The following is a 15,764-nucleotide window of genomic DNA, read 5'->3' as shown; positions in this document are numbered from 1 at the left end:
TGCGGTGGTGCTGGTGCGGACGGCGTAGTCGCCGTCTTGGGGAGACTCTTACCGAACAATGCCGACAGGGCAAGAGGTGTGACGTTGTTTCACGTCGATTCCGACAAGAATCAACGTGCTCGAAACACGGCCGTCACAAATGCGCGCATCACGCACCGGAGAACGCGACCAGGAATGCGCCGGGAACGATCAGCCGGCGTAGTCCGCCCCGAGCACGACGCTGATGTCGGCGTTCGGGAACGCCGCCGACTGCTGCACCGCGGTCGTGCCGAGCGACTTCGCGATGCCCTGCGCGACGGCGGCCTGGGCGGCCTGCTGGTAGTACACGATCGTCGAGGTCGCCCCGGTCGTGCCGGCGTCCCCCGTCGACGTCACCTTCCATCCGGCCGAGCTCAGCGCCGCGCTGCCCTTCGCCGCGAGGCCGGTCGTCGACGTGCCGTTCAGCACGACGAGCGTCGTCGCACCCTGGTCGGCCGGGGTGCCCGCGGCCGGTGCCTGCGACGCCGACGAGGACGCGGACGACGACGGCGCCGCCGATGCGGACGCCGACGCCGAGCCCGAAGCCGACGGCGATGCCGAGCCGGTGAACGAGTAGCTGCCGTTCAGGAGCGCGAGGGCGACGACGCAGACCCCCACGATGACACCGGTGGCGAGCGCCGCCCACGCGAACGCGATCCACCCGCGCCCACGCCGCTGCGCACCGCGGTGCGCCCCGACCCGGGGGCCGTCGGCGACGTCGTCGAACCGGTCTCGGGGGTATCTCGTCGTCATCGTTCCTCTTCACGTCCTTCGGGAGCTGCACCGGGCGCGACGAAGCTGCGCGCTGCCCGGGCACTGGTGCGCGCGTACCGGAGCCGCTGCAGCCGGGAGACCAGCTGCGGGTCGTACGCGAGCGCCGCGGGCGAGTCGATCACACGGTTCAGCACCTGGTAGTACCGAGCGGGCGACATGTCGAACTCGACCCGGATCTCCGCTTCCTTCGTGCGGTCGTGCCGTGCCCGGTCGTGCTCGAACGCGAGCACGTGCTTGGCGAGCTCGTCGAGCTCGACGGGTGTGGCGGTCACTGCGGTTCCGATCACGGTGGGGGAACGGGTCTCGCACATCGTAGGGGTGGAGGTCATCCGCACCCTGGCACGCCGCTGGACTGTCGCGAAGACCGGTCACAGGTTCGGATCGGCCAACCACCGGACGCGGACCCCGAACGGGTCCGAGACGGCCAGGGCCACACCGTCGAGCGACGCGGTCGCGAACGCGTCCGGATCCGCCGGGTCGACGTCGTCCGGCAGGGTCGCGGCGACCCCGCTGAGGATCCCCGTGCGTTCCAGCGCGATCCAGTGCACCCCTCGCTCGCGCACCCGGTCGACGAACCGCTGGCGGTCCGGGCCGGGGACGTACACGAGGGTCCCGGTGGTCAGGACGACCGGCACGACGTCGTCCGGCAGGGCCTTCAGTGCGCGGTCGAGGTCGCCCGGCAGGGTGCCCCGGATGCGGACGGGAGGCGCGGCGAGCGTCGCACGCGCAGCCTCGCGCATCAGGGCGGTGCGGTCCGTCGCCTCGGGCGGGACGGCCTCGACGAGCCGGTCGAACGCCCCGGGCCCGGCGAGGTCGATCGGGTTCGGGTCGAGGGCCACCCGCGCCCGGACCTCGATCGTGCCCGCTGCCGGTGCCGGCACCGCGCCGCTGGCCGTCGCGACGAGGTGCAGGCCGGGCTCGACGGAGGCCGTGTGCATGCGGACGACCTCGGACCGCGCCCCGACGACGTAGTCGAGCGTCACCCGGTCCGGGATCGAGCAGAGCCCCGCCGCCGCCCCCGCGTCGACGAGGCCGAGCGGCCGCCCGACCCGCGCGGCGAGCGCCGCGAACAGCGGGACCACCGGGGCGAGGCGTCTGGGATCGTTGGCCTGCACCGTGGCGGAGGCGAGGGCGGCGATCAGGGCGGGTCGCGCCTCCTGGACCAGCGCGCGCAGCGCACCGGGGTCCGCCGGATCGGCGCCCAGGCGACGGGCGACCGCGAAAAGGAGCTCTGGCTGCCGCTTCGACTCCGGGACCTCGTCGAGCACGGACACCGTGCCGTCGTCCAGCGACCGCGCCCACGCGGCGTAGGACGGCGAGACCCCCGCGATGCGCTCCGCGTAGGCGGCGTACCGCTCCCGCGTGTCCATCAGCGACCGGGACGGTGCATGCCGACGTGACGGATGCCGGCCTCGTCGTAGGGCGCTCCGAAGCGGACGAAGCCGTGGCGCTCGTAGAGTCCGGCAACGTACTCCTGGGCGTGCAGGACGAAGGGCTCGTGCCCGTGCGCACCGAGCACCGCGGCGACGAGGCGACCGGCGATCCCGCTCCCGCGGTGCCCGGGGTCGGTGGCGACCCGGCCGATCACCCAGGCGGGTGCTGCCGAACCGTCCGGGTGGACCTCGTCCGGTGCCGGTCGGATGAGCCGCAGGTACCCAACCGGTCGGTCGTCGGTGCCGAACCACCAGTGCTCGGTGTCCGGTTCACGGTCACGGCCGTCGAAGTCCTCGGCCGTGACGCGCTGTTCCAGTGCGAACACGCGGTTCCGGAGCACCACGATGCCGTACAGTTCGTCCGTCGTCAGACGGTCCCAACGGGCGTGGTGCACGGAATGTTCGGACATCGTCGCGAGTTTACCGAAGTGGTCGTCCAGCAACGGCGACAGGAGCAGGAGGAAACAATGGCATACAACGTCGACAAGTCCGACGCCCAGTGGCGCGAGGAGCTCTCCCCGGACCAGTACGCCGTCCTCCGGCAGGCCGGCACGGAGCGCCCGTGGACGGGTGACCTCCTCGACGAGGAGCGCGCCGGTGTCTACACCTGTGCGGCGTGCGGCGCGGAGCTGTTCAAGAGCGGCACGAAGTTCGACTCCGGCTGCGGCTGGCCGTCGTTCTACGAGTCGGTCAACCCCGACGCGGTGCAGCTGCTCGAGGACAACTCCCTCGGCATGGCACGCACCGAGGTCCGCTGCGCGAACTGCGGCTCGCACCTCGGCCACGTGTTCCCCGACGGGTTCGGCACGCCGACGGGTGACCGCTACTGCATGAACTCGATCTCGCTGAACTTCTCCGAGAAGAGCGAGTGAGGCCCCGGCGCGTCCGCCGCTAGGATGGGCGCGTCAGCCGGCATGGCGCAATTGGTAGCGCACCGTACTTGTAATACGGGGGTTGCGGGTTCGAGTCCCGCTGCCGGCCCCACCCACCCCCCCCCCCGATCTGGGGTAGACAGATCTGTTGACCGTCGGATGCTCACCCTGCCAGGGTGAGCGCCGTGAAACAACAGCGGAATCAGGGGAATTCAGCACGGGGGAATCGCGGGCTGCGCGTCGTCGCAACCGCCTCCGTCTTCGGCATCGTGGCCGCCGGGCTCATCGTCGCCGGACCGGTCAGCTCGGCGTCGGCCGACACCAAGACCATCGAGGACAGCATCGGCTGGTACCGGCCGAGCGACTCGTCCTGGCACCTGTCGTTCGACACGCCTCCTGGTGACGAGAGCGACGTCGCGTTCGTGAACGGGCCGACCAACAGCGGCTCGGTCGTGCCGGTGGCGGGCGACTGGAACGGCGACGGTGCCGACTCCATCGCGTGGTACCGCTACAGCGACGCGTCGTGGCACATGTCGGACGACCTCAGCGGCGGCCCGTCCGACGCAGCGTTCGTCTGGGGGCCAGCAGGCGACACGTCCATCACTCCGATCGTCGGGGACTGGGACGGCGACGGCAAGGACACCGTCGGCTGGTACCGACCCTCCGACGGGTCGTACCACCTCGCGAACGCCAACACGACGTCCGCGTCGTCGAGCGCGTTCGTGTGGGGGCCAGCGGGGAACACGTCCGTGACGCCCGTCGTCGGGGACTGGGACGGCAACGGCAAGGACACCGTCGGCTGGTACCGACCCTCCGACGGGTCGTACCACCTCGCGAACGCCAACAACACGACCGCCGACTCCAGCGCGTTCGTCGCTGGCCCGCCTGGCAACACCACCGTGACGGCGATCGCCGGCGACTGGAACGGCGACGGGAAGGACACCGTCGGCTGGTACCGACCCTCCGACGGGTCGTACCACCTTGCGAACGCCAACACCACCAACCCGAGTTCGAGCGCGTTCGCGTGGGGTCCGGCGGGGAACACGTCAGTGGTCCCGATCGTCGGTGACTGGGACGGGAAGGTCACGGCACCGCCGCCCTCGACTGGTCTGCCGAGCTCGCCGACAGCACAGCAGGTCGTCGACTACGCCCGCTCCTACATGGGCAAGACGGTCTACCAGGTGGACACCTCCACGACGGCCCCTTGGCACGGGTACCGCGGCGATTGGTGCGCGTGGTTCTCGACCTGGGCGCTCCGGAACACCACCGGCGGGACCTACTACACGTGGGTGCGCGACATGCGGAAGCTCGGCACGCAGCTGCCTGCCGGTGCCTCGCCGCGCGTCGGTGACATCGTCATCTTCGGCTCGGACCAGCACGTCGGCATCGTTTCTAAGAAGGTGAACGGCGTCTGGTACGTGCTGGACGGCAACGGTCTGAGCACCGGGACGAGTGGGGACTGGACCACGACGAAGGTCGCCGAACGACCGATCTGGAGCCAGGCGCACGACTTCATCCGCGTCGATTACTGACACGACGCTGGGGGACGGTCCCCCGCCACGTGCGAAGGCCCCGGGTGGGAACACCCGGGGCCTTCGGCGCGTGGAACACGGATCAGGGGGCGTTCCGAGCGCTCGACGCGGTAACCAGCCGGTCGTGCAGTGATGGTGACACCGCACCGAACACGGTGTCCACATCCCTGGTCAAGCTCGCGGAAAGCCGCACCCGTCGGACAGCGAACGCTCAGCGACCCCCGGTGATCTTCCGCTCGCGCTGCGCGACACCCGCGGTGCCGTAGGGGTAGTCGTCGATGCGCGGCGCGCTGACCTCGGTGAGCCGTGCGAGCTCGGCGTCGTCGAGGACGAGGTCGGCGGCACCGAGGTTGTCCTCGAGCTGCGAGACCGTCCGGGCACCGAGGATGACGCTCGTCACGGCCGGTCGGGCGAGGAGCCAGGCCAGGGAGACCTGCGACCGCGAGGCACCGTGCGCGTCGGCGATGTCCGACACCGCGTCGAGGACGGCCCATGTCCGCTCGTCGCCGTTCCGCGCCTCCCACGCCTCCATCCCGCGCGCCGGGTTCTCGCCGAGCCGGGTCGCGCCGCTGGGGGCCTCGTCGCGCTGGTACTTGCCGGAGAGCCAGCCGCCGGCGAGGGGCGACCAGGGCAGCAGGCCGATGCCGGCGTCGAGGCAGGCGGGGACGATCTCGTGCTCGATGTCGCGGACGAGCAGGTTGTACTGCGGCTGCAGCGTCACGGGCGGGGCCCACCCGTGGCCCTTCGCCTCGTACACGGCCTTCGTGATCTGGTACCCGAGGTAGTTCGAGAACCCGTAGGAGCCGATCTTGCCCGCGGACACGGCGTCGTCGAGGAAGCGCAGGGTCTCCTCGATCGGGGTGAGGGCGTCCCACGCGTGCATCTGGTACAGGTCGATGTACTCGACGCCGAGCCGCTCGAGCGAGGCGTCGAGGGCGACCCGGAGGTGCCGACGGGACAGCCCGAGGTCGTTCGGCCCGTCGCCCTGCGGGAAGCGCCCCTTGGTGGCGAGGACGACCTGCTGCGCCTCGGTCGGGTGCGCGGCGAGCCAGCGGCCGATGATGCGCTCGGACTCGTTGCCGGAGTAGACGTCCGCCGTGTCGATGAGCGTGCCGCCGGCGGCGACGAACGTGTCGATGATGGTGTGCGAGGTGGGTTCGTCGGCTTCGCTGCCGAAGGTCATGGTGCCGAGGGTCAGCGTCGACACCGATGTCCCGCTGTTGCCGAGGAGTCTGTAGTCCATGGCCGGGACGGTACGCGCGACCACCGGGGACAACGAGGACCTGGCAGTACCCGTCAGCGCTGGTCGGACACGGCGGTCTCGGTCAGGAAGGCGATCGCGGCCTGGCGGAAGTCGCGCGACGTCGGCGCGTTGAAGTGGTTCCGGCCCGGGATCTCGAAGAACGAGGCGTCCGGGGCCGCCGCCGCGAGCCGCACGGCACTGTCCTTGATGCCGTCCTCGCTGCCCGCGGCCATCAGCACGGGCTGCGCGGGCGCGTTCGACGGCGTCGGCTCGATGCTGCCCCGCATCCCCTCGACCATCGCCACGAGCGCGCCGAGGTCGTTCCCCTCGACGCCGGCGGCCATCGTCAGGTAGCCGTTCGTCACGCGGTCCTCGATCGGCGTGCCGTCCGCCAAGTACGCCTTCGCCTGGTCGACCCGCACGCGCCGCATCGGGTCGGCGTCGGGGATGCCGCCGAAGACCGCACGGGTGATCCGGTCGGGGAGCTGCTCGGCGGTGTGCCACCCGACGCGGGCGCCGAGCGAGTACCCGAGGTACGCGACGTCGTCGAGCAGGTAGGTGTCGATCACGCTGACGACGTCCGCGACGAGGAGCTCCATCGAGTACGCGGACGGGTCGTGCGGCTTCGACGAGGCGCCGTGCCCGCGCTGGTCGAGCGCGACGACGCGGTACCCGGCGCGGACGAGGTCGCGCGTCCACCCCGAGGCGTGCCAGTTCAGCAGCGCGCCGGAGGCGAACCCGTGCACGGCGACGACCGCCGGCGCCTCGGGGTCGCCGAAGTCGTAGGTCGCGATCTTCAGCCCGTCCGGGGACATCACGACGCGGGGACGGGGTGCTTCGGGGACGAGTGACATGTCCCCTCCAGGCTACCGGGGCACTGTGGTCGCCATGGACGGCTACGGCGGCGATCAGATCCGGGCGGCGGAGCGGCCGCACCTCGACGCGGGCGAACCGCTCATGCAGCGTGCGGCGGACGGGCTGGCGCGGACCGTCGGCGGACTGCTCGACGACCCGGCCGTGCGTCCGGGTGACGGACCGGGATCGGTCCTGCTGCTGGTGGGCAGCGGCGACAACGGTGGTGACGCGCTGTTCGCTGGGGCACGCCTGGCGGCGGACGGGAGGCGCGTGACGGTGCTGCGCGTCGGCTCACGCGTCCACGCGGCGGGCCTGGCAGCGGCGCTGGACGCCGGGGCGCGCCTCCTGGACCGCCCGTCCGACACCGGGTCGGTCCGTCCGGCCGCGGACCTCCTCGCAGCGGCCTCCCGGGATGACGCTGCGCGTCTGGCCGCCGTCGCGACCGACGCGGCGCTCGAGGCGGACCTGGTGCTCGACGGGATCCTCGGCATCGGCGTGCACGGCGCGTCCGCGCTCCGCTCGCCGGCGCGCGAGGTCGTCGCGGCGATCCGCCAGCTCGCACGCGACCAGCGCGCACCGTTCGTCGTGGCGGTCGACGTGCCGAGCGGCATCGACGTCGACACCGGCGCGATCGCGGACGACCACGTGCTGCAGGCGGACGTCACGGTGACGTTCGGCGGGGTGAAGGCCGGGCTGCTCCGCGGACCGGGCGCGAGCCTCGCCGGGCGGATCGAGCTCGTCGACGTCGGGATCGGTGCAGACCTGGCGGGCGTGGAGCCGCTGGTCCGCACCTGAGACCCGGGCTCGGACCCGGGGTCAGACCGCGCCGGCGTCCACCCCGTGCTCGATGCCCGGGCGGGCCTCGAGCCAGGTGTCGACGAAGTGGCGGTAGTTCGCCGCGATGAGCCCCTCGGCGGCCTCGGTGTCGAGGTGTTCGCGGACGACGTCCTCGAGCGGTTCCTCCCAGTTGCTGCGACCGATGGCGAACCCGACGAACCCGTCCACCCCGGCGGCGGTGCGCAGCCAGTGGTCGAGCTGCTCCTCGGGGGCGTCCCGGCCGAGGACGATGCACTGCACCGCGTCCCGGCCACCGCGACGCACGGTCCGGACGACCCGTTCCGCGTCCGCGCGCTCGTCGAGGCCCTCGAGCTTCCACACGTCCGCCTCGACCCCGTGGTCCTGCAGGTACTCGATGACCTGCACGACGAGGTCCGGTCGGAGGTCGCGGTCGTAGTCCTCGACCGATGCCCGCTGCTCGTCGGTCGCCGGAACGAGCAGTTCGACCAGGAACGGCCGACCGGCACCGTGCAGCACGCCAGCGATGTCGGCGAGCTCCGATGCCTGCCGCTCGCGGCGGTCCGCGTCGAAGTCGGGGTTGTCACGCACGAGCACCTTCACCCAGTCCGGGTCGAAGGCGTCCACGTGCGCGATCCAGTCCTCGCCGTACTCGAGCTCGAACCACTCCCGGCCCGACCGCTCGATCGGCATCGCGAGCTGGAGGCCGGCCTCCTTGACGAGCCGGGCGACGTCGGCGCCGTAGCGCTCGTCGACGAGGACGCCGGTCCGCTCGCGGGACGCACCGGCCGCGAGCGCCGTGAGGACACCGCGGTAGACGAGCTGCTTGCCGGCGCGCACGCGCTCGGCCTCGGCTTCGTCGAGCGGCTCCCCGCCGGACTCGTCGTAGGTGTGCTCGAGGAGCGAGGACCGCTGGTCCATCGCGAAGAGGAAGAGGGGGTGGGTTTCGTCGAGGACGGGCATGCCGTCCGGTCTACTCCTCCCGCCGATGCGGGCACCGAGCACCGCCCACCCGTACATTCGGGGCATGACGTTCAACGACGACTCGCAGCTCACGGGCGGGAAGGTCACCCGGCGGGGGCGCGGCGCTGCGATCGGCGGCGGCGCGGTGGGCGTCGGCGCCATCGTCGTGTTCCTCATCGCGCAGTTCACCGGCGTAGACCTCTCCGGCATCATCGACGGCGGCAACGGCACGACCGAGATCCAGCAGCGCGGTGAGACCGTCGACGCAGCAGCCGAGTGCCGAACGGGCCGTGACGCGAACCTCAAGATCGAGTGCCGGATGGAGGGCGCCGCGGAGTCGCTCGACGGGTACTGGACGTCCGAGTCACGGAAGCTCGGGATCGTCTACACGACCCCGGGGTTCATCCTGTTCGACGGCTCGACGAGCACCTCGTGCGGCCAGGCGTCGGCGGCGACCGGCCCGTTCTACTGCCCGCCGGACCGGGCGATCTACCTCGACACCGCGTTCTACGACGACCTGCAGTCGAAGTACGGCTCCTCCGGAGGACCGCTCGCGCAGATGTACGTCGTCGCGCACGAGTGGGGCCACCACATCCAGCAGCTCCAGGGTGCCTTCGCGAACACCGACCGCTCCGGGACCGGAGCGTCGTCCGGCAGCGTCCGCGTCGAACTGCAGGCGGACTGCTACGCGGGCGCCTGGGTCGGCGGCGCCGCGACCACGAAGGACGCGAACGGCGAGACCTTCTTCGAGCCGATCACGCGTGCCGAGATCGAGGACGCACTGTCCGCCGCGAGCGCCGTCGGCGACGACAGCATCCAGGAGCGCTCGAGCGGTCGGGTCGACCCGGACTCGTTCACCCACGGGTCGAGCGAGCAGCGCCAGAACTGGTTCCTGCGGGGCTACCAGCGCGGCGCGACGGCGTGCGACACGTTCAGCGTGCCGGGTTCGTCCCTGTAGTCCGGGTCAGCAGCCCGGGTCAGTTCGACGGCGAGGCGCTCGGCGTCGCGGACCGGGTCGGGGTGGCACTCGGCGTGGGCGTGGGCGTGGGCGTCGGGGTGGCGTCGCTCGCACCGGCAGCCGTCACCACGAAGGTCCGGAAGTCGTCGTTCGTGATCGGCGAGGTGAGCTCGTAGCGCTGCCCGTTCACGAGCACGAGGGGCGTTCCGGGGAACTCCTTGAGCGTCGACCCGGGGATGTCGCCGCCGGTCACCGCGGTGGTCCGCTCGTCGATCCACTTGCTGTAGGTCTGGTCCTCGATGCACTTCGTGATCGTCGACCGCTTCTGCAGCCCGTCCACGCCCGTCACGACCTTGGTCAGCTGCGCGTCGGTGAGGCCGGCGGTGCCCTCCTCCGGCTGCTTCGCGAACAGCGCCTGGTTGACGGCGAAGAACTGGTCCGGCGAGCTGTCCGCGACGCAGGCGGCGGCGTTCGCGGCCCGGAGCGAGTACTTCGTGCCCTGCGACCGGTTCGAGAGGATCGCGATCGGGTGGATGTCCACCGTCGCCGCACCGGAGTCGACGAGGTTCTGGATGTACTCGCCGTTCGCGTCCTCGAACTGGCCGCAGATCGGGCAGAGGTAGTCGACGTACATCGTGATGCGCACCGAGCCGGCGGCGTCCGTCGAGGTCGGCGCGGGCGACTGTGAGGACGCCGTGACCGCCTTGAGGTCCTGCCCGATCGTGATGCCGCCCTGCGAGGTGTTCGCCGGGCCGGGGCCCGCGGGCTGCACGGAGTCGACGAGGACGAGTGTCACGACGGTCGCTGCGGCGAGCAGGACGACGCCGATGCCGATCTGCAGGCCGAGTCGGAGTCCGCGCTGGCGGCGCTTCTGCTGGGTGCGGGCACGCTGGGCACGCTGTCGTGCGGCTTCGCGTCGTTCGTTCCGCGCGGCGCGGGCGTCACCCTCGGGGCGGTTGGTCATGCGTCGAGTGTCCTCACGTTGGTCGTCGTCCGTACGGCTTCCCCCGGCAGGCCGGACGGACCCGCCGATCGTACCGGGACCCGATGGGAACCACCCAACCAGGTGTGAGCACTGGCGCTCCCGGGGCAGATCGTGTTGTATGAACCTCGATGGTCGACGGCGACCATCCGGGGCCCCCACGGGCAACCGCTTCACTCGGATCGTCCGGCACGTACCTGCCGGTGAAGGAAGGACCGAACGCTCATGGCGTCCGTCACCTATGACAAGGCAACCCGTCTCTACCCCGGAGGCAACCGTCCCGCGGTCGACTCCCTCGACCTGGACGTCGCCGACGGCGAGTTCCTCGTCCTCGTCGGCCCCTCGGGCTGTGGCAAGTCCACGTCCCTGCGCATGCTGGCCGGCCTCGAAGAGGTCAACTCCGGCTCGATCCGCATCGGCGACCGCGATGTCACGGACGTCCCGCCGAAGGACCGCGACATCGCGATGGTGTTCCAGAACTACGCGCTGTACCCGCACATGACCGTTGCCGAGAACATGGGCTTCGCGCTCAAGATCGCCGGCGTCGGCAAGGACGAGCGCGCCACCCGCGTGCAGGAAGCCGCGAAGCTCCTCGACCTCGAGCAGTACCTCGGCCGCAAGCCGAAGGCGCTCTCCGGTGGTCAGCGTCAGCGCGTCGCGATGGGCCGCGCGATCGTCCGTCAGCCGCAGGTGTTCCTCATGGACGAGCCGCTGTCGAACCTCGACGCCAAGCTCCGCGTCCAGACCCGCACCCAGATCGCCTCGCTGCAGCGTCGTCTCGGCGTCACCACGGTCTACGTCACGCACGACCAGACCGAGGCGCTCACCATGGGTGACCGCATCGCGGTGCTCAAGGACGGCATCCTGCAGCAGGTCGGCTCGCCGCGCGACCTCTACGAGAAGCCGAACAACGTCTTCGTCGCGGGCTTCATCGGCTCGCCGGCGATGAACCTCCTCCCGGCCGACGTGGTCGAGGGCGGCATCAAGTTCGGTTCGCTCAACCACCCCATCGACCGCGACACGCTCTCCAACGCGCGTTCCGGGAACATCACGGTCGGCATCCGCCCCGAGGACGTCATCGTGGCGCAGTCGGGCGAGGGCCTGCCGGTCACGGTCGACGTGGTCGAGGAGCTCGGCGCCGACGGCTACCTGTACGGTCACGCCGACGTCAAGGGTTCGCGCGTCGACATCGTCGCCCGCGTCGACGGGCGTTCGCACCCGTCGATCGGTGACACGATCGTCGTCACGCCGAAGCAGGGCCACGTGCACGCCTTCGACACCGAGTCGGGCGAGCGGCTCGACGACAAGGCCGTCGTCAGCGCGTAACGCTGGAAGGTCCCCACAGGAGGCGCGGTGCCAGCTGGCACCGCGCCTCCCGTCCGTCGCACACGTACCAGAGGAACCAACCGTGCCCGACTCGATGTCCATCACCGCCGCCACCGTCGACCCCGGACTCCTCGACCTGCCGTGGGACCTCCCCCTGGCGGACTGGCCGGACGAGACGATCGTCGCGCTCCCGAAGGGCATCTCGCGGCACCTCGTGCGGTTCGTGCAGCTCGGCGGGTACGTCGTCGCCGTGAAGGAGACCGGCGAAGAGGTCGCCCGCTCGGAGTACGAGATGCTCCGCACCCTGCAGCGCATGGACGTGCCGTGCGTCGACCCCGTCGCCGTGATCACGAACCGGGTGAGCGCCGACGGCGAGGCCCTGCACCCGGTGCTCGTCACCCGGCACCTGCGCTTCTCGCTGCCGTACCGTGCCCTGTACTCGCAGACACTACGGCCCGAGACGGCCACCCGTCTGGTCGACGCCCTCGCGCTCCTGCTCGTGCGGCTGCACGTCATCGGCTTCTACTGGGGCGACGTCTCGCTCTCGAACACGCTGTTCCGACGTGACGCCGGTGCCTTCGCGGCGTACCTGGTGGACGCGGAGACCGGCAAGCTCTACCCCGGCGGCCTGTCGAACGGTCAGCGGGAGAACGACCTCGAGGTCGCGCGCGTGAACATCGCCGGCGAGCTCCTCGACCTCGAGGCCGGCGGTCGACTCGACGAGAACGCCGACGCCGTGGACGTCTCGAACCGGATCGTCGCGCAGTACCGGACGCTCTGGAAGGAACTCACCGGCACCGAGCAGTTCGACGTCAAGGAACGCTGGCGCATCAACGACCGCGTCGAACGGCTCAACGCGCTCGGGTTCGACATCGAGGAGCTCTCGATCCACACGACCGAGGGCGGGTCGCAGGTGCGCATCCAGCCGAAGGTCGTCGACGCCGGACACCACCAGCGACGACTCCTGCGCCTCACCGGGATCGACGCCGGCGAGAACCAGGCGCGGCGGCTCCTCAACGACCTCGACTCGTACCGGGCGCGCAACGGCCGCGACCTCCTCGACGAGGAGATGGTGGCGCACGAGTGGGTGTCGCGGGTGTTCGAGCCGGTGATCCGCTCGATCCCGCGGGACCTGCGCGGGCGGCTCGAGCCGGCCGAGGTCTTCCACGAGCTGCTCGAGCACCGCTGGTTCATGTCGCAGGAAGAGGAGCGGTCGGTGTCGCTCCCCGAGGCGACGACCGCGTACATCAACGACGTGCTCCGGCACCGTCGCGACGAGCGGCTGCTGATCAACCCGCCGACGTCGTCGATGACGCTGCCGATCCCGGTCGTCGACGACGCGGTGCCGGCGTCTCCCGACGACGTCGAGGACTGGCGCGCCGGGGTCTGACGGGCGCGGGGTCGCCCCGGGCACGCCCACGCGCCGGCGCGGGGTCGCCCCGGGCACGCCCACGCGCCGGCGCGCGCCCACGCGCCCGCGCGCCTCGCATGGTGAGCAGGAATGGTCGCCTCCCGAACCGGGAGGCGACCATTCCTGCTCACGAAGTGCGCGACTACTCGGCGCGACGGCGCCGGGCGACCTCCCACAGGGTGACGCTCGCGGCGATGCCCGCGTTGAGGGACTCCGTCGCGCTCGAGATCGGGATCGAGACGATCGCGTCGCAGGTCTCGGTGACGAGGCGTGAGAGGCCCTTGCCCTCGGAACCGACGACGATCACGATCGGACGGTCGGCGAGCTCGAGGCCGTCGAGCTCCACGTCGCCGTCACCGTCGAGGCCGAGGACGAACAGGCCCATCGACTTGAGCGACTTGAGGGTCTGCGTGAGGTTCGGGGCCATCGCGACGGGGGTCCGGGCGGCCGCACCGGCCGAGGTCTTCCACGCGGACGCGGTCACACCGACCGAACGCCGCTGCGGGACGACGACACCGTGGCCGCCGAAGGCCGCGGTGGACCGGATGATCGCACCGAGGTTGCGCGGGTCGGTGATGCCGTCGAGGGCGACGAGCAGCGGGACCTCGTCCTTGGCGAACGCCCGCTCGACGACGTCCTCGGCCACGGCGTACTCGTACGCCGGGACCTTGAGCGCGACGCCCTGGTGCACGCTGTCGTGCCCCGTGATGCGGTCGAGCTCCGGACGCATGATCTCCATGATCGGGACGCCGCGGTGGTTGGCGAGCGCGAGGATCTCCTTGACGCGGTCGTCGACCTCGATGCGCGAGGCGATGTACAGGGTCGTCGAGGGGGTCTTCGTGCGCAGGGCCTCGAGCACCGAGTTGCGGCCGGTGACCAGCTCGGAGTCGTCGGTCTTCCGCTGCGGCGGACGACCGGTGCGCTGCTGCGGCGAGCTCGACGCACCGTGGCGCCCGCGAGCTGCCTCGAAGCGCTCCTTCGCCGCCTTGCGCTTGCCGGCGGGGTGGTACGGACGGTCCTCGGCCTTCGGCGTGGGCTTGCGGCCCTCGAGCGCCTGCGCGCCCTGACCGCCGGAGCCGACCTGCTTGTTGCCCTTGCGACCGGTCCGGACGGCGCCCGGCCGTCCCTTCTTGCTGCCCGAGACGTTCTTCATTGCTCTCTCCTGTCCGGCACTGCCGTTGTCAGGCGATGCTCCAGCGTGTACCTGCTGCGGTGTCCTCGATCGTGATGCCCGCGGATGCGAGGTCGTCGCGCACGCGGTCGGCCGTGGCGAAGTCGCGTGCGGCCCTGGCGTCGGCGCGTTCCTGCACGAGGCGTTCGACGAGTGCTGCGAGCGGTGCGGCCGATGCGTCGTGGCCACCACCCGACCAGTGGGCGGCTCGCGGATCGATGCCGAGCACTTCCACCATCGCAGCCACCTGATGGTACGCGGTTCCGAGCGCTTCCGCATCGTCCGCGTCGAGGGCGGCGTTCCCGGAGCGGACGGTCTCGTGCAGCACGGCGAGGGCTTGGGGCACCGAGAGGTCGTCGTCCATCGCCGCGGCGAAGGCCTCGGGCACCCCCGGCGCGTCGGCCAGCCGGACGCCCTCGAGCCGCTGTGCGGCCCGGGTCAGGAAGCCCTCGATCCGGTCGAGCGCCGCCTCGGCCTCGGCCAGGGAGCCGTCGTGGTGGTCGATCGACGAGCGGTAGTGCGCGGCGCCGAGGAAGTACCGGACGACCACGGGACGCGCGGACCCGAGGAAGTCCGCGGCGAAGATCGAGTTGCCCAGCGACTTCGACATCTTCTGCCCGTCGACGGAGACGAGGCCGTTGTGCAGCCAGTAGGAGGCGAACGGATCCCCGGCCGCCGTGGACTGCGCGAGTTCGTTCTCGTGGTGCGGGAAGCGCAGGTCGAGCCCGCCGCCGTGGATGTCGAACGCCGGGCCGAGGTAGCGCCGGGACATCGCCGAGCACTCGATGTGCCAGCCCGGGCGGCCGGGGCCCCAGGGCGAGTCCCAGTTCGCCGTCGACGGCTCCCCGGGCTTGGCGCCCTTCCAGAGCGCGAAGTCGCGCGGGTCGCGCTTGCCGCGGGGGTCGGCGTCGGTGGCCTCGACCATGTCCTCCCGCCGCTGCCGGGTGAGCGCCCCGTAGGACGCCCAGCTGCCGGTGTCGAAGTAGACGTCGCCGGAGCCGTCCGCCGCAGCGTAGGCGTGCCCGCGGTCGATGAGCTTGGTGATGATGTCGTGCATCTGCGGCACGCTCGCGGTGGCCCGGGGCTCGTACGTCGGGGGCAGGATGCCGAGGGCGTTGTACGCGGCCGTGAACTCGAGCTCGACGCGGTACGCCCGGGCGAACCAGGCCTCGTCGGTGCCGTGCGCGAGGTCGAGCACCTTGTCGTCGATGTCCGTGACGTTCCGCACGAGCGTGACCCGGAGACCGCGGTGGGTGAGCCAGCGGCGCCAGATGTCGTAGACGAGCGCGGAGCGGAGGTGCCCGATGTGCGGCGACGACTGCACGGTCGGACCGCACACGTACATGCTCACCTGTCCGTCGACCAGCGGGACGAGGTCGACGACGGCAGCGGCGCGGGAGTCGTAGAGGCGAACGGTCACGCGTCCAGCCT

At 71.3% G+C, this 15,764-nt stretch carries 16 protein-coding genes and 1 tRNA gene; 7 read left to right on the top strand and 10 right to left on the bottom strand.

What is annotated here, in order from left to right; translation table 11 throughout:
- Positions 1–189: 189 nt before the first annotated feature.
- The 4 genes from ACEN8D_RS13835 to ACEN8D_RS13820 form a co-directional block, all read right to left on the bottom strand.
- Positions 190–771 carry a LytR C-terminal domain-containing protein gene (locus tag ACEN8D_RS13835; protein WP_413461508.1) on the bottom strand — a complete coding sequence of 194 codons (582 nt, stop codon included), beginning with the start codon at positions 769–771 and terminating at the stop codon, positions 190–192.
- Positions 768–1,064 carry a DUF3263 domain-containing protein gene (locus ACEN8D_RS13830; protein ID WP_229085283.1) on the bottom strand — a complete coding sequence of 99 codons (297 nt, stop codon included), beginning with the start codon at positions 1,062–1,064 and terminating at the stop codon, positions 768–770. Before ACEN8D_RS13830 ends, ACEN8D_RS13835 begins: the two co-directional genes overlap by 4 nt.
- Positions 1,065–1,160: 96 nt before the next feature.
- Positions 1,161–2,162, bottom strand: coding sequence for a DUF2332 family protein (locus tag ACEN8D_RS13825; RefSeq protein WP_413461509.1), 1,002 nt, complete (start codon positions 2,160–2,162; stop codon positions 1,161–1,163).
- The gene (locus ACEN8D_RS13820; protein ID WP_413399477.1) at positions 2,162–2,635 is read right to left on the bottom strand and encodes a GNAT family N-acetyltransferase; all 474 of its coding nucleotides are present in this window, start codon (positions 2,633–2,635) and stop codon (positions 2,162–2,164) included. Before ACEN8D_RS13820 ends, ACEN8D_RS13825 begins: the two co-directional genes overlap by 1 nt.
- A 57-nt stretch (positions 2,636–2,692) precedes the next feature.
- On the opposite strand from ACEN8D_RS13820, the gene msrB reads away from it, so the two are divergent.
- The 3 genes from msrB to ACEN8D_RS13805 all read left to right on the top strand — a co-directional run bounded on the left by msrB (position 2,693) and on the right by ACEN8D_RS13805 (position 4,629).
- A complete protein-coding gene (gene msrB, locus ACEN8D_RS13815; RefSeq protein WP_413399476.1) occupies positions 2,693–3,097 on the top strand; it encodes a peptide-methionine (R)-S-oxide reductase MsrB in 405 nt (134 codons plus the stop codon).
- A gap of 36 nt (positions 3,098–3,133) precedes the next feature.
- A tRNA-Thr gene (locus ACEN8D_RS13810) sits at positions 3,134–3,209 on the top strand.
- Between the two features lie 157 nt (positions 3,210–3,366).
- Complete coding sequence (locus tag ACEN8D_RS13805; RefSeq protein ID WP_309777119.1) at positions 3,367–4,629, top strand: CHAP domain-containing protein; 1,263 nt, start codon at positions 3,367–3,369, stop codon at positions 4,627–4,629.
- A 211-nt stretch (positions 4,630–4,840) separates the two neighbouring features.
- On the opposite strand, the gene ACEN8D_RS13800 is transcribed toward ACEN8D_RS13805, so the two are convergent.
- Complete coding sequence (locus ACEN8D_RS13800; RefSeq protein WP_309777120.1) at positions 4,841–5,872, bottom strand: aldo/keto reductase; 1,032 nt, start codon at positions 5,870–5,872, stop codon at positions 4,841–4,843.
- Between the two features lie 53 nt (positions 5,873–5,925).
- Positions 5,926–6,726 (bottom strand): alpha/beta fold hydrolase, encoded by an 801-nt coding sequence (locus ACEN8D_RS13795; protein ID WP_309777122.1) that lies wholly within the window; start codon positions 6,724–6,726, stop codon positions 5,926–5,928.
- On the opposite strand from ACEN8D_RS13795, the gene ACEN8D_RS13790 reads away from it, so the two are divergent.
- Entirely contained in the window at positions 6,725–7,522 is a 798-nt protein-coding gene (locus ACEN8D_RS13790) for an NAD(P)H-hydrate epimerase (RefSeq protein WP_495601038.1), read from the top strand. The two genes, ACEN8D_RS13795 and ACEN8D_RS13790, sit on opposite strands and share 2 nt — an antisense overlap.
- Before the next feature lie 21 nt (positions 7,523–7,543).
- Here the strand turns inward: ACEN8D_RS13790 and ACEN8D_RS13785 are convergent, their stop codons facing one another.
- Positions 7,544–8,485 carry a 2-deoxy-5-keto-D-gluconate 6-phosphate aldolase domain-containing protein gene (locus tag ACEN8D_RS13785; RefSeq protein ID WP_495601037.1) on the bottom strand — a complete coding sequence of 314 codons (942 nt, stop codon included), beginning with the start codon at positions 8,483–8,485 and terminating at the stop codon, positions 7,544–7,546.
- Between the two features lie 64 nt (positions 8,486–8,549).
- Here ACEN8D_RS13785 and ypfJ point away from each other — a divergent pair, with 64 nt between their 5' ends.
- A complete protein-coding gene (gene ypfJ / locus ACEN8D_RS13780) occupies positions 8,550–9,443 on the top strand; it encodes a KPN_02809 family neutral zinc metallopeptidase (RefSeq protein WP_309777129.1) in 894 nt (297 codons plus the stop codon).
- Positions 9,444–9,462: 19 nt separating this feature from the next.
- On the opposite strand, the gene ACEN8D_RS13775 is transcribed toward ypfJ, so the two are convergent.
- Positions 9,463–10,407 carry a DsbA family protein gene (locus ACEN8D_RS13775; RefSeq protein WP_070417807.1) on the bottom strand — a complete coding sequence of 315 codons (945 nt, stop codon included), beginning with the start codon at positions 10,405–10,407 and terminating at the stop codon, positions 9,463–9,465.
- A gap of 243 nt (positions 10,408–10,650) precedes the next feature.
- Between ACEN8D_RS13775 and ACEN8D_RS13770 the strand changes: the two genes are divergently transcribed.
- Both ACEN8D_RS13770 and ACEN8D_RS13765 read left to right on the top strand, forming a co-directional pair.
- The gene (locus ACEN8D_RS13770) at positions 10,651–11,751 is read left to right on the top strand and encodes an ABC transporter ATP-binding protein (protein ID WP_070417806.1); all 1,101 of its coding nucleotides are present in this window, start codon (positions 10,651–10,653) and stop codon (positions 11,749–11,751) included.
- Between the two features lie 82 nt (positions 11,752–11,833).
- On the top strand, positions 11,834–13,141 hold the full coding sequence (locus ACEN8D_RS13765; RefSeq protein WP_092385133.1) for a DUF4032 domain-containing protein: 1,308 nt from the start codon (positions 11,834–11,836) through the stop codon (positions 13,139–13,141).
- 163 nt (positions 13,142–13,304) lie between these two features.
- On the opposite strand, the gene rlmB is transcribed toward ACEN8D_RS13765, so the two are convergent.
- The gene (rlmB, locus tag ACEN8D_RS13760; protein ID WP_070417805.1) at positions 13,305–14,315 is read right to left on the bottom strand and encodes a 23S rRNA (guanosine(2251)-2'-O)-methyltransferase RlmB; all 1,011 of its coding nucleotides are present in this window, start codon (positions 14,313–14,315) and stop codon (positions 13,305–13,307) included.
- Between the two features lie 28 nt (positions 14,316–14,343).
- On the bottom strand, positions 14,344–15,753 hold the full coding sequence (gene cysS, locus ACEN8D_RS13755) for a cysteine--tRNA ligase (protein WP_413399491.1): 1,410 nt from the start codon (positions 15,751–15,753) through the stop codon (positions 14,344–14,346).
- Positions 15,754–15,764: the final 11 nt, after the last annotated feature.

The organism is Curtobacterium sp. Curtsp22 (assembly GCF_059492135.1).
The sequence above is the reverse complement of the archived record's forward strand: the minus strand, read 5'-3'. Positions and strand labels throughout refer to the sequence as shown.

What these genes read in the sequence shown, in the direction of transcription:
- ACEN8D_RS13835 (WP_413461508.1), bottom strand. Translation starts at nt 771, where the DNA reads ATGACGACGAGATACCCCCGAGACCGGTTCGACGACGTCGCCGACGGC.
- ACEN8D_RS13825 (WP_413461509.1), bottom strand. Translation starts at nt 2,162, where the DNA reads ATGGACACGCGGGAGCGGTACGCCGCCTACGCGGAGCGCATCGCGGGG.
- ACEN8D_RS13820 (WP_413399477.1), bottom strand. Translation starts at nt 2,635, where the DNA reads ATGTCCGAACATTCCGTGCACCACGCCCGTTGGGACCGTCTGACGACG.
- msrB (WP_413399476.1), top strand. Translation starts at nt 2,693, where the DNA reads ATGGCATACAACGTCGACAAGTCCGACGCCCAGTGGCGCGAGGAGCTC.
- ACEN8D_RS13800 (WP_309777120.1), bottom strand. Translation starts at nt 5,872, where the DNA reads ATGGACTACAGACTCCTCGGCAACAGCGGGACATCGGTGTCGACGCTG.
- ACEN8D_RS13790 (WP_495601038.1), top strand. Translation starts at nt 6,725, where the DNA reads ATGTCCCCTCCAGGCTACCGGGGCACTGTGGTCGCCATGGACGGCTAC.
- ACEN8D_RS13795 (WP_309777122.1), bottom strand. Translation starts at nt 6,726, where the DNA reads ATGTCACTCGTCCCCGAAGCACCCCGTCCCCGCGTCGTGATGTCCCCG.
- ACEN8D_RS13785 (WP_495601037.1), bottom strand. Translation starts at nt 8,485, where the DNA reads ATGCCCGTCCTCGACGAAACCCACCCCCTCTTCCTCTTCGCGATGGAC.
- ypfJ (WP_309777129.1), top strand. Translation starts at nt 8,550, where the DNA reads ATGACGTTCAACGACGACTCGCAGCTCACGGGCGGGAAGGTCACCCGG.
- ACEN8D_RS13775 (WP_070417807.1), bottom strand. Translation starts at nt 10,407, where the DNA reads ATGACCAACCGCCCCGAGGGTGACGCCCGCGCCGCGCGGAACGAACGA.
- ACEN8D_RS13770 (WP_070417806.1), top strand. Translation starts at nt 10,651, where the DNA reads ATGGCGTCCGTCACCTATGACAAGGCAACCCGTCTCTACCCCGGAGGC.
- rlmB (WP_070417805.1), bottom strand. Translation starts at nt 14,315, where the DNA reads ATGAAGAACGTCTCGGGCAGCAAGAAGGGACGGCCGGGCGCCGTCCGG.